Genomic DNA, 12,715 nt, shown 5'->3' with positions numbered 1-12,715 from the left:
TCTACTATAAATTCAGACCCCGAGCAAGTTTGGATTTGATTTTCGAATAAAGAGGTATGACAAACCTTTTAATCTTCATGCTGGGAGCGAGCCTGGCCTCTTTCCTAACTGCCTGGGCTGATCGTTACCCAGCCTCCATCCTCTATCCGCCTAGCCACTGTAGCACTTGCCAGCAAGCCTTAGCCTGGTGGGATCTGGTCCCTATCCTTTCCTATATCAAGCTTGGGGGATCCTGCCGTAGCTGCCAGGCACCGATTCCCTTAGCCAGCCTCACGAACGAAATTCAAGGAGGACTCATCGCCTACGCTTGGCTTCAGTCTTGGCTGTCCTCCCCCTGGCTCATCTTTCTCTTTATGAGCCTCATGCTCAGCCACTTCGACCGGACTTCCTGCTCCTTTCCAATCTGCTTTTGGCTGGTCCCCCATGCTGCGCTCACCTTCATAACTGGTTGGCAACTCTCGCCAGTCTTTCTCTTACTCGCCCTGGTCTGCTATTTTGCCCCTATCGGGATTGGAGCAGGTGACTGGACCTACATGGCCAGCCTAGCCCTCCTTCTTCCCTTAAAAGTCTTGCTGATAATTCTTCAACTAGCTTGCTGCCAAGCCTTGCTAACTTTTTGGTACAAAAAAAGAAAGGGAGCCTTGCCCTTTCTTCCCTTTTTGCATCGTGCCAGCCTACTATGGCTCATCGGACACCATTTTTCTTTTTTCTAAAAACAGGTAGGTCCGATAGGCTAGGTAAGCCCCAAAGGTGTTGGTCAACAAATCATCCAGTTCAAAAACGCGGTTAAAATTCCAGAGATAGTCCAGCAGCAATTGCGTCAACTCAATCGACAGGGACAGGGCAAACCCGAGCAGAAGCACCACTTGAACAGAGCGTAGAGACGGTTTGACCATCAACAAACCCAAAACCAGGGGATAGAGTAAAAATATGTTTAGGACATTCTGAAAGACAATCTTCACGGCATGTAGCAGACTGGTTGCTTGGCCCAAGTTCCAAAGGCTATTGAAGGGGACTAGCAGAAAGGCCAGCCGCCCTTGATAAAAGACACCAGGAGTCGGCAAGGCTGGATTCGAAACCTGGGGGCTAAAGCAAACAACCACAATGACAAGCGTGTAGAGGAGAATTTCCCAGTGCCAAAAACGTCTGGACCTCCAGCAATCTCTCAATCCCCTCATCGGCTCTCCTGTTTCTTCCGAATGGAGAAATGGCGATTGGTGCTTTGCTTACGAGGACGCTGAAACTCTTCCTTATGCTGCGAACGTCGATCCCGCCACTCACGGACCTTTTTCTTCGGTTTAAAGGGCTTGGAAGGATAAGTCGGATGGGCATTCTCCAAAATAAAATAGGCCGCTCCAAAATTGCAATACTCCACTAAATATTCTTCCAAACGCGAAAACTTGGACCAACTCTGATTAGCTCGCTTATCCCGATAAAAACCTTTCAGCCGCAACTGGTCGTTACTCCAATCTCCCACAATATAATCAAACTTCAAAAGCAAGTGCGAAAATCGTTGACTGAACACTTCCGGATTAAAAGCCTCCCGATAATCCGTTAAGAGGGTGAAAACAAAGTCATCCGCTTCAACCCGGTCCCCCAGCCGTTTAAACTGCGGCCCCGGAAAGCGATTGTAATTATAGAGTTCCGGATCAATGTCTTTACGCATCAGTTTCTCCTCATTCTTTTCCGCGCGTGTCTTTCAAATACTGAATGGCCTCATCTAAGGTTTTAACAGGAACAATTTTCATAGATGTTCCCAATTTTTTAGCAGTTTCTTGGGCTTCTTCAGCATTAGATTTAGCTTTGGGATTGGCTTTTTTCTCCTCTTCACTGAGGGGATTGTCTGGGACAAAGAAGATATCCGCACCGGCTTCGTGAGAAGCGACCACCTTCTTGTCAGCCCCGCCAATTTCACCAACCTTACCATCTTCACTAATGGTTCCGGTACCAGCAATAATCCGTCCATCCCGCAAATCAGGATCTGCCAATTGGCTATAAATCGTCAAGGAGAACATCAAGCCAGCACTGGGACCACCGATTCCCTCGGTTGAGAATTCAATTGGGATATCACTTTGAACTTCTGTTCGGTCAATCAAACCGATCCCGATTCCATTCTTCCCGTTTTCTAGCTTGATAATCTTCCCTTTTTCAGATCGTTTGTCCCCTTGGTCCTCAAATTCAACGCTGACTTCATCGCCGATTTTCAAATTGCCAACATACTCAATCAGTTCCTGCGAATTCTTAAAGGTTTTACCATTAACCCCTGTGACCGTATCTCCCAAATGGAGAATGTCTTTAAAGGTCGAATCTTCAGCCAGGCTTAAGACATAAACTCCCAAGAATTTCATCTCAATTTCTTTCTTAGCCTTGGTCAAACCTTGATACTTGGCAAAATTTTGCGAGGTTTGCATATAAAACTGGTTGATCCGTTGGTACTCCTCATCACTCGCTCCACCCGTTAAATCCGCAGCAGGGATAATATCGGTGTATGGGGTTAAACCGGCATAGATCATTAGGGGTAGATTAGCCCGAATTACTCCAATAGTTACAAACTGGTATTCCCCATCCGCCTGGTCTTCTTTCTTATTGACCCGCAAGACTGAACGAATATCTTCTGAGCCGCCTGGAACCTCAATGTAATAAGGCAGAGGAATCCAGAAAGAAACAATCAATAAGCCCACCAGTACTAGGGGCACTAGCCAGAGTTTTTTTAAATGTTTATTCGTTTTCATATTTTTTCAACACTATTCCAAGCACTGGAATCGGTACGTAGTCTGAGATATCCCCTTTAAAATGGATTAACTCCCGGATACGACTAGAATTAATCGGAGCCAGAGACGGCTGCGCCATCAAATACAGGGTCTCCAAGCCCCCCGTCAACTGACGATTAAAGTAGTCCATATTAGCCTCATAGGCAAAATCTTCCGGATTGCGCAAACCCCGAAAAAGAACATCTACCTCTAGCTCCCGAGCGACATCAGCCAGCAACTGATCCTCAGCTAGAATAATTCTGACATTGGGCAAATCCCTCAAGGACTCTTGAAGAATTTGAATTCGCTCCTCCATTGTAAACAAGCCCTGTTTCTGCGAATTGACAAAAAGGCCCACATAGAGCGTATTTACCAAATCAGCAGCTCGTTCAATAATATCCAGATGCCCCTTGGTCAGAGGATCAAAAGAACCTGCGTATAAACCCCTAGTCAATGTCATAAATCGTCACCTTTGAAATCCCGTAAATTTTTTCCTTCCACTTGCGGCTGGCCCCAATCGAATCCGGAAGCTCGACCTCCTTGTCTGTCTCACAGACAATCAGCGCCCCCGGAGCTAAGAGTCCACCTTGCTCTAAGTCTAGGATCGTTTCGACAATCGTCTCCTTGGCATAAGGAGGATCCAAGAGCACCAGATCAAAAGCTTGCGTCAGCTGAGCCAGAGCTCGTTTGGCTTCCATTTTCATCAACCGAAAACGGGTAGTCTCCTTGGTCATCTCAATATTGGCCTGAACAATCGCCTGAGCACGACGGTCTTTTTCAACTAAAACCGCCTGATCCATGCCCCGTGAAATGGCTTCGATAGCCAGGGAACCAGAACCGGCATACAGGTCTAGGACCTGACCGCCATCAAAATAGGGACCAATCATATTGAAAATGGCCCCTTTGACCTTATCTGTTGTTGGCCGGGTAGTTGACCCGGCTAGGGTCTTCAGTGGTCGCCCACCATATTTTCCTGCTACTACTCTCATGTCAGTATTATAGCACAGTCTCCCCTGTTTCTTGATTAAAAATTTGTCCCCTGGTCTAGAAAACCGGAACCTGCTCCGATTCCCGACTAAGCAGCTCAAATATCTGATCCTCTATCAACTTAGCCCTAAATCTCCCCTCCTTGTTAGTGAAGGAAAGAGCTGCTCTGATTTTCCAAAACGGACTCAGATAGCCATTTTGGGGATGCGCTCAGGATATTGGGGATGAGTCTCTGAAAATACCCCCCCCCCCGAATTTTCAGACTTTTTTCATGTTCTAAGTCTAATTGTTTTTCTAATTCCAGGGCCTGCGCAAACTCAAGTAAGCTGACGCCAATCGATTCCAGCAGCTGATCAAAATTTGTAAGCGACACATTTTTCTTACCCAATTCAAATTGACTAAGTAATTGTGGACTGATGATATCTGCAGCAGCTTCCTTCAAAGAAACCTTCCGTTCCTTGCGAATCTTACGAAAGGCTTGTCCGTAACAACTCACTTTCATAACCATATCCCCTTTTTATATTTCTTATATAATCATTATATAAATTTTTAGGGATAAATTCAAGATAAAAAAGGCCGAGACGACTGTCCCGACCTAGATTTTCACGATTATTGAACCAACTTTTTCATCTCGTCAATCCGAGCAACTGTTGCATCATATTTGGCTTGATAATCTGCTTGTTTTTCTTTTTCTTTCTGAACCACTTCAGGCTTGGCATTGGCTACAAAGCGTTCATTGCTGAGTTTCTTCCCAACCATATCCAATTCCTTCTGCCATTTAGCCAACTCCTTGTCCAGACGCGCCAATTCTTCTTCAACATTGAGCAAATCTGCCAATGGCAAGAAGATTTCCGCCCCCGTAATCACGGCTGACATCGCCAATTCTGGGGCAAGTAGGCTTGAGGAAATCTCGAGCTGTTCTGGATTTGTAAAGCGTTTAATGTAGTTTACATTGGCCTTGAGAAACTCTTCCAACTGGCTATCCGATGTCTTAATCAGAATCGTAATGGCTTTCGATGGCGCTACATTTACCTCTGCCCGACTATTACGAACGGAGCGAATCAAATCTTTAAGACTTTCAACCCCTTTATGGGCTGCTTCATTTTCAAAGGCAGGATTCACAACAGGGTAAGCTGCTAGGACAATCGAACCTTCTGCATACTGGGCAAAAATCTCTTCTGTTACAAATGGCATGATTGGGTGAAGCAAACGGAGAATCTGGTCCAAGGTATAGAGAAGAACTGACCGCGTCATCACTTTCTCAGCCTCATTGTCACTGTAAAGAACTTCTTTGGTCAACTCGACATACCAGTTGGCAAATTCTTCCCAGATAAAGTTATAGAGAAGATGACCGGCAACCCCAAATTCAAACTTATCAAAGTTATCGGTTACCTTGGCAATGGTTTCATTGAGGTTATGCAGAATCCAACGATCCGTTACATTTCCGGCCTGACCAGCGGCTACCTGAGCAACATTTTCACGCGCTGCCTCCAAGCTCAAGCCTTCATTATTCATGAGAATGTAACGCGAGATATTCCAGATCTTATTGATAAAGTTCCAAGACGCATCCATTTTCTCATAAGAGAAGCGAACATCTTGACCAGGTGCAGAACCATTGGACAAGAACCAACGCAAGGCATCCGCCCCATACTGATCAATCACATCCATCGGATCAATCCCATTGCCCAAGGACTTGGACATCTTACGCCCTTCCGCATCGCGAATCAAACCGTGAATCAAGACATTTTTGAACGGCTGACGACCCGTAAATTCAAGGGATTGGAAAATCATCCGTGATACCCAGAAGAAAATGATATCGTAGCCAGTGACCAAGGTTGAAGTCGGGAAGTAACGTTGGAAATCGGCAGAATTCTCATCTGGCCAGCCCATAGTTGAGAATGGCCAAAGAGCAGAACTAAACCAAGTATCCAAAACATCCTCATCCTGAACCCAACCGTCGCCCTCCGGAGCTTCTTCCCCAACATACATCTCACCAGCTTCATTGTACCAAGCTGGAATCTGGTGACCCCACCAGAGCTGCCGGGAAATAACCCAGTCATGCACATTTTCCATCCACTGTAGGAAGGTATCATTGAAACGAGGAGGGTAGAACTCGACCTTGTCCGCGGTCTCCTGATTAGCAATCGCATTTTGAGCCAACTGGTCCATTTTCACAAACCACTGCGTTGACAAACGAGGCTCAACTACCGCTCCAGAACGCTCTGAATGACCAACAGAGTGGACCCGTTTCTCAATCTCTACCAGAGCACCTAGCTCTTCTAGCTTAGCCACAACAGCCTGACGAGCCTCAAAACGATCCATACCTGCAAACTCACCAGCCAGCTCATTCATGGTTCCATCGTCATTCATCACATTAACCTGTGGCAAATCATGACGTTGACCAACCAAGAAGTCATTTGGATCATGAGCCGGTGTAATCTTCACGACACCCGTTCCAAATTCTGGATCCGCGTGTTCATCCGCAACAATTGGAATTGGCTTGTTAACGATCGGCAAAATAACATTCTGACCAATCAAATCCTTATAGCGCGGATCCTCCGGATTCACCGCTACAGCCACATCTCCAAACATGGTCTCTGGACGTGTAGTTGCCACCTGCAAGGCACGCGAACCATCTTCCAACATGTAGTTCATGTGGTAGAAAGCCCCTTCCACATCCTTATGGATAACCTCAATATCTGACAAGGCTGTCCGAGCTGCCGGATCCCAGTTGATGATAAACTCACCCCGGTATACCCAACCCTTCTTATACAAGTCCACAAAAACCTTACGAACCGCCTTGGACAAGCCCTCATCGAGGGTAAAACGCTCCCGACTATAGTCCAGTGAGAGACCCATTTTACCCCACTGATCCTTAATCGTCGCCGCGTATTCATCCTTCCATTCCCAAACCTTTTCTAGGAACTTCTCACGCCCCAAATCATAACGCGTCACACCTTGCTCCCGCAAACGCTCTTCAACCTTAGCTTGAGTTGCAATCCCCGCATGGTCCATTCCTGGCAACCACAAGGTATCATAGCCCTGCATCCGCTTTTGACGGATAATGATATCCTGGAGCGTAGTATCCCAAGCATGACCCAAGTGCAGTTTCCCAGTTACATTCGGTGGTGGGATAACGATTGAATAAGGCTTAGCCTCAGCATCGCCTGACGGCTTAAAAACATCTGCCTCTAACCATTTAGCATAACGACCAGCCTCAACCTCGGCTGGATTGTATTTTGGTGATAATTCTTTTGACATAAACATCCTTTCTTAAGATATAAATAAATGAATGAACATTTCTAAAAATTTAAGAAATCTGCTCCCACTCACTTCGCAATAAACCAAAGCGTAGTTCATCCTGCCTTTGGCCATCCATAAAGTCTCGTCCCCGTAACCGTGCTTCCAAATGAAAACCCGCTTTTGAGGCGACTGCTTGACTCTGAGAATTTTGACTATGACAAGCAATTTCTAATTTATAGAGATTGGGAATCAGGGTAAAAGCAGCAAAACATAAAGCACGAACAGCCTCAGGCACAAACCCTTGTCCCCAGTAGTCTGGATGAAGCAGGTAGCCTATTTCATAGATATCCCCAAGCTCCCCGTGGCGACGATTAAAATCGACCGATCCGATAATCTTATCCTCACCTTTCAAGGTAATTCCATAGCCTCCTGGTAATCCAAGTTGCGCCATTCGTTCAGGAATCCCTCGAATAAAAGCTTCCTCTTCTTCCAAATTTTTCATCGGAGCAAAGCCAGCATTGAGAGCAACTTCCTTCAGACTGGCGTAAGCAAACATAGCTTCCGCATCTGCTACTCGCCGCTCTCGCAAATAGAGACGCTCCGTTTCTAAATCCGGCAATTGGTTATTGACAAATTCACCAAGAATTTTCATTACTCCCCCTTCCGAACCCACTCCAACTTAATCCCATCGGGATCCAGACAGTAAAGAGCCTGGGGATCTTCAGCCTCCAGAAAACGCTCTTCATACAACAGCGTCGTCCCAAAGGCCAGCAAATCTTGCCGCAAGGCTGCCAAATCTTCCTCAACCTCAAAGGCCAGATGATTGAGCCCGATTCGTGTCCGATGATAGCCCATATGGAGAAAATGTTGAGGAGCTTGAACAAATACCAGGTATTGGTTTTGCTGCTTAAGGGAGAAGCCCTGTTCCCAGTCCTGGTAAAGTGCATAGCCCAATCTTCCGAGAGCAAAGGTGTAGAATCTACGCGAAGCCTCTAAATCCGATACGTAAATCTCTATGTGGTTTAACACAACTTCTTACCCCTTTTTAAAAACAACCCCATTGTCTTTGAGTTGTTGCAGTGTTGCTGGACCAATCCCACGAATCGCCAAAACCTGCTTCTCAGTCCAGCTGGTAAAATCCTCAAAATTCAGGAGCCCCTCTGCTGCTAGCAGCCCTTTTCTATCAAGCTGTAAACCTTCAAGAGCTGGGGAACGAAACATCTGCGCCATTCTTGCAAATCCAGGGTCTGAATTCAGGAGTACTTGGAATAAGTCGTCTTCACTTTTCGGCTCAAAGGATTGCTTGCCCCCAAAGCTGCGATACATTTTTGTTAATTCTTTGGTAATGATCTCTTTGTCTGCTAAGAATCTTAGTAAGGGAAAGAGGGCGAAGGTAAACGGAGCCTCAAAGTCTGTCATCGCTTCTTCGATCGTATCTTGCAACCAATTTTCAGAAGCTAGGGGTGATGCAAATTCTGAATCTCTTTCCATTAACTCTTTAAAGAGAGTAGTTGCAGTTTCCAGATCCCACTCTTCAAGGCTGACAATCACAGCATAGAGATTTAGCCCCGGATCAAAAATACCAGCTGCTAATTTTTCTTCATAGAGGTCAAATACATGTTCTGGTTGATAAATCATGCAATAAACAGCTGCCGCTAAATAAGGGAGATGTTCTGGACAATCCCTTTCGAGTAAAAATTCATCTAAAATACTTAGAATCTCCGCCGCTAAGGTCCACAAACTAAAATCAAAGTAAGTTTCTAACAATAAGGCTAGTCCATGCAAATACCCTTCGCTGTTAGAGTTCGTCCAAGAAGGAAGGGGGGATTCGTCAAGCCTATCCAAAATCAAATCTGTAAAAGACTTGTAGAGGGAAATCCTGTCGTAAGTGAAGTCATCAATAGTAGCTTCTATATAAGCCATCTGAATTTCAAAATTTTCAGGATATTGCTGGCTCAATTTTTCCAAAGTTTGAATTTTTTCAGATCCACTCGGTAACGCAAGGGCTTCAACCAGAGCCAGACTCTCCCCAAGTGAAGCTTGCAACTCTGGATTAGTCGATCTTTTTTTCAATTCCTTTAAGAATCGAGCTGCATTCTCCAGTTCTAAATCTTCGTCTAACTCTTGGAAAGAAGGATTCACCGAAGGAAAGGGAAAGGATTCCCTTAGATCCAAAGAATTCAACTCTTCAAAGCCATTCCTATATACATCCTGTTCCAGCTGATAGTCCCGGCGCATCTGTTTGAGCAACTTCTTCTGTTTTTTCTTTTTAGCCATAGTTATCCCCTTTATGACAAAAAATCCCTGTCAATTCCTTGACAGGGACGAAGCATTCTCCGCGGTACCACCCAGATTCGGGCTGGGCCCGCACCTCATTTTTTCTTGTTGAAAAATCATTTAGCAACCAATCTTGTATCTCCTGCGGATTTCTCAGCTCCACCGCTCTCTGAAAGGAAATAAACTCAAGATACCTCTAAACAGTGCCATTCTATCATAGAAATCGGCACAAAGCAAGCCTGATCAGGCTATTTATTGTTCAACAAATGCAACCAAGTCTGCAATCGTTGTTAAATTTTTCTCATCATCAATTTCAACACCAAACTCATCTTCAATGGCCGTAATGACTTGGAACAAATCCAAAGAATCAACATCCAAATCATCAAAGCTAGATTCTAACGTCACTTGATCTGACTGCACTTCCAATTCTTCGACAATAATGGCTTGAATTTTTTCAAATGTAGACATAAGCTACCTCATTTCCTATCTTATGACAAAAAGTATACCATAAGAACCCCCAAACCGCAAAAATTACTGGCCTTCCAAAAGCGGTAGGATTTGCCCCAAGTGGTCAATGGTTCGGCTAGCACGGCTTTGATCCAGACCAAAACGGTAGTCCCGAATCGCCCAGACCTCAGCTCCCGCATGAACACCTGCCTGAATCCCCTTTTCACTGTCTTCAATGATTAAAGTCTTTTGAGGCTCTACCTGTAGTTCCCGACAAGCAGCCTGATAAATCTCTGGATGAGGTTTCGATTCTGCAAACTCTTCCCCTGATAAAACAACATCGAAATACGATGTAATTTCCAATTCCGCCAAGGCTCGTTCAATATCTTTTTTGACAGAACTCGATGCCAATCCAAGGGCATAGCCCTTTTCCTTTAGCCCCTGCAAAACATGAGATACTTGCGGAAAGGCCAGCTGACGGTAAGGAAGCGGATTCTTTTCCTTATAGGCCACATAATCTGCCTGCAAGCGGGGTACATCAAACTTGTCATAGGAATCTCCTAAGATATTCTCCCAGACCTGCTTCATATTTCCACCAATAAAGTAAGCTGGGGGCAAATGATCAATCGAAATCCCCTGACTGGCTAAGTAAGTCTCCCGGCGCTTGTAGTAAAAATGCTCCGTATCCACCAATACACCATCCATATCAAAAATCACAGCCTGAAAAGACATCGACACTCTCCCTCTATGTAATATTTTCCGAAAATAATACGAAAATTCTCATACTCTATCCTACCATCATCCAATACCAGTCACAATACCAGTTGACAATGAAAGCGTATTATTTCAGAACAAGAGGAATTGAAAAGGACTTGATTCAGCAGCCTACTGAATCAAATCCTCGATTTCTAACTATTTAAACTAAGGAGATCTCATGTCTGATTTTATTCAAGCTGTCTTCATGAGAAATCAGCACAATGATTTTATCTTTAGCAATCAAAGATAAAATATCCAGTAGTTCCGAATGGAGGGAGCTTTCAATATTGGAAAATGGTTCGTCTAAAATAATCAATTCCGCTTTTGGTTTTAGAAGCGTGATCAGGAGATTTAGTAATTGTCTTTTTCCATCCGACAATGTCTCTATCTTGCTCTCTAACAAATTTTCAGAAGAACCTTTGATGAACATTTGATAAATAGACCATTCGGGAGTTTGTTTTTCTAGCCTGTCAGGATCAAAAGTAAAATAAGTGGACAATACATCGGAGATTTTTAAATCAGCTGCATAATGGGTATGCACATTAAAAGAAATCCATTCCTGGCGTAACTGAGAGGTATTCAAGGAGTCCAAAGAGATCCCGTTAAACAGGATAGCTCCTTCATAGTCATTGAGTTTTAGACCCACAAGGACCTTGACCAAGCTTGTTTTCCCAATCCCATTTCTTCCTTTCAGATGATAAATAGATCCTTTTGTCAACTGTACATTCAAATTCTGCTGATACATCTGCTCCTGGGTTTGACTATGAATAATATTAAAATCTCTTAACTCAACTGAATCAATAGACTCAACTGTCTGTTCGCCCTCAATCTCTTCTGGTAGAGATATGAGAGCCCCAATCCTTCTTTTAGCACTAGAATATTCTTGCACCTGTATCCCCAAATCAAAAAAAGTATCCAGGCTATTGATAATCCCATTAAAATATTGAATCGTTGCCGTAAATATCCCAATGGATAACAAGCCATTAACAATATCCATTCCCCCTAACCAAAAGTACAGCAACTGGAAAAGAAAGGCCAAGATAATCTGACTAGTTGATGCCAAGTAGCGCTTGTTAAACATTTTCTTGATATCCACTAGTAAATTTTTGTAGTCAGATGATAAACGACGGATCTCTAATTTTTCAAGACTTAACATTTTTGTCGTAAATAACCTTTGAAAAATTTGACTCTTCCGAGCTTCATAGAGACTATCTTCTTCTCGTATTTTATCAAACAAAGCATACATGGAATTCTTATTGGCTAGATAGATCATAATATAAATAACGGAAAGAAGCAGGACTAAAATCAAAACCTTAGGATTAAGCAGACTAAGTAAAATAAGGGTGAAAAGAATAGTCACCATGGACTGAATAGCCTGGGGAGTTGTAAAAATTAGAAAATTAATAATACTTTCTAAATCTGCATTAATCCGACTATTTAAATAATGACGATCATACTCAACCAATTCTTTACTATTCTTTCCATAAATCAATTCAAGTAAATCGGTATAGCTCGAAAATTTCACAACACTACTACCCACATGTTCATTTCGAGCTATAAAATAAGAAAGAAATAATTTAAAGAAAAACGCAAGTATGGCACAAGCTGCAATCAAGAAAAAATAGTCATTAATTTTCTTATAAACCAGTCCATTAATCAATTCTGCTTCCAGCAAAGGAATAACTACTGTCACAACCGCACTTAGCAGTGACAAGACTAGTTGAAAGTAAAACGTCTTTTTATAATATCTGGAAAATTGCTCCATCAAAATCCCTCCACTTATGCAGCTTAAAAAATTCTCTACCAATTTATAACATTACTATAACACCTCATCACCAGATTACAAGAGGTTTTCCAATTTTTTTAAGAAGGCAAGAATACGAGGCTGGGACAAAAGTCTAGCCTCTTTGACTTTGGATAACAAATTGCCTTTGACGCAGTAGCTGATTGGCCTCTTCGTTCGCTTTTCAAGCTCGGAAGAGAGCCTAATCAGCCTTGCGGGGGTGGGAGGAGCTTAGGACAAAAAGTCCCGTAAAGTATAAAAAGGAGAGATTCATTCGTTGAAATGAGTCTCTCCTTTTCTTTTTAGGTACTCCTCTTCCCATATTTGAGGAGGTTATTGGCCATAAGAACCAATCCCATGTCAATTTTTACTTGTCGTTTTCCTCGTAGATTACAACGTTTGTAACCTAAACAAGCCTTTATCTGTCCAAAGACAGGTTCCACATCAACTTTTCGTTGTGCGAAAATCCGAC

15 protein-coding genes are annotated in these 12,715 nt (G+C 43.5%); 1 reads left to right on the top strand and 14 read right to left on the bottom strand.

Features of this window, described 5'->3' with window-relative positions; translation table 11 throughout:
• The first annotated feature begins 56 nt into the window (after positions 1–56).
• A complete protein-coding gene (locus HZY94_RS03520; protein ID WP_179925038.1) occupies positions 57–713 on the top strand; it encodes a prepilin peptidase in 657 nt (218 codons plus the stop codon).
• Here the strand turns inward: HZY94_RS03520 and HZY94_RS03515 are convergent.
• The 14 genes from HZY94_RS03515 to HZY94_RS03450 all read right to left on the bottom strand — a co-directional run.
• Positions 678–1,178 carry a VanZ family protein gene (locus HZY94_RS03515; protein ID WP_179925037.1) on the bottom strand — a complete coding sequence of 167 codons (501 nt, stop codon included), beginning with the start codon at positions 1,176–1,178 and terminating at the stop codon, positions 678–680. The two genes, HZY94_RS03520 and HZY94_RS03515, sit on opposite strands and share 36 nt — an antisense overlap.
• Complete coding sequence (locus HZY94_RS03510) at positions 1,175–1,666, bottom strand: YutD family protein (protein ID WP_179925036.1); 492 nt, start codon at positions 1,664–1,666, stop codon at positions 1,175–1,177. Before HZY94_RS03510 ends, HZY94_RS03515 begins: the two co-directional genes overlap by 4 nt.
• Before the next feature lie 10 nt (positions 1,667–1,676).
• Positions 1,677–2,732: a SepM family pheromone-processing serine protease gene (locus HZY94_RS03505; RefSeq protein ID WP_179925035.1), complete on the bottom strand. Its 1,056-nt coding sequence runs from the start codon at positions 2,730–2,732 to the stop codon at positions 1,677–1,679.
• Positions 2,719–3,210, bottom strand: coding sequence for a pantetheine-phosphate adenylyltransferase (coaD, locus tag HZY94_RS03500; RefSeq protein WP_179925034.1), 492 nt, complete (start codon positions 3,208–3,210; stop codon positions 2,719–2,721). The genes HZY94_RS03505 and coaD overlap by 14 nt, the downstream gene beginning before the upstream one ends.
• Positions 3,197–3,739, bottom strand: coding sequence for a 16S rRNA (guanine(966)-N(2))-methyltransferase RsmD (rsmD, locus tag HZY94_RS03495; RefSeq protein WP_179925033.1), 543 nt, complete (start codon positions 3,737–3,739; stop codon positions 3,197–3,199). Before rsmD ends, coaD begins: the two co-directional genes overlap by 14 nt.
• 143 nt (positions 3,740–3,882) lie before the next feature.
• Entirely contained in the window at positions 3,883–4,239 is a 357-nt protein-coding gene (locus tag HZY94_RS03490) for a helix-turn-helix domain-containing protein (protein WP_179925032.1), read from the bottom strand.
• A gap of 107 nt (positions 4,240–4,346) precedes the next feature.
• Positions 4,347–6,998, bottom strand: a complete 2,652-nt coding sequence (locus HZY94_RS03485) for a valine--tRNA ligase (protein WP_179925031.1) — start codon at positions 6,996–6,998, stop codon at positions 4,347–4,349.
• Positions 6,999–7,047: 49 nt separating this feature from the next.
• The gene (locus HZY94_RS03480; RefSeq protein WP_179925030.1) at positions 7,048–7,632 is read right to left on the bottom strand and encodes a GNAT family N-acetyltransferase; all 585 of its coding nucleotides are present in this window, start codon (positions 7,630–7,632) and stop codon (positions 7,048–7,050) included.
• On the bottom strand, positions 7,632–8,009 hold the full coding sequence (locus HZY94_RS03475; protein WP_179925029.1) for a VOC family protein: 378 nt from the start codon (positions 8,007–8,009) through the stop codon (positions 7,632–7,634). Before HZY94_RS03475 ends, HZY94_RS03480 begins: the two co-directional genes overlap by 1 nt.
• A gap of 6 nt (positions 8,010–8,015) precedes the next feature.
• Entirely contained in the window at positions 8,016–9,257 is a 1,242-nt protein-coding gene (locus tag HZY94_RS03470; RefSeq protein ID WP_179925028.1) for a hypothetical protein, read from the bottom strand.
• A 252-nt stretch (positions 9,258–9,509) separates the two neighbouring features.
• Complete coding sequence (locus HZY94_RS03465) at positions 9,510–9,725, bottom strand: acyl carrier protein (protein ID WP_179925027.1); 216 nt, start codon at positions 9,723–9,725, stop codon at positions 9,510–9,512.
• Between the two features lie 63 nt (positions 9,726–9,788).
• The gene (locus HZY94_RS03460; protein ID WP_179925026.1) at positions 9,789–10,436 is read right to left on the bottom strand and encodes an HAD family hydrolase; all 648 of its coding nucleotides are present in this window, start codon (positions 10,434–10,436) and stop codon (positions 9,789–9,791) included.
• Positions 10,437–10,620: 184 nt separating this feature from the next.
• Positions 10,621–12,225 (bottom strand): ABC transporter ATP-binding protein, encoded by a 1,605-nt coding sequence (locus HZY94_RS03455; protein WP_179925025.1) that lies wholly within the window; start codon positions 12,223–12,225, stop codon positions 10,621–10,623.
• A gap of 320 nt (positions 12,226–12,545) precedes the next feature.
• On the bottom strand, positions 12,546–12,715 hold a 170-nt coding region (locus HZY94_RS03450), incomplete at its 5' end, for a transposase (protein WP_179924934.1).

This window comes from Streptococcus danieliae, from assembly GCF_013415245.1.
GTDB lineage: Bacteria > Bacillota > Bacilli > Lactobacillales > Streptococcaceae > Streptococcus > Streptococcus danieliae_A.
The sequence above is the reverse complement of the archived record's forward strand: the minus strand, read 5'-3'. Positions and strand labels throughout refer to the sequence as shown.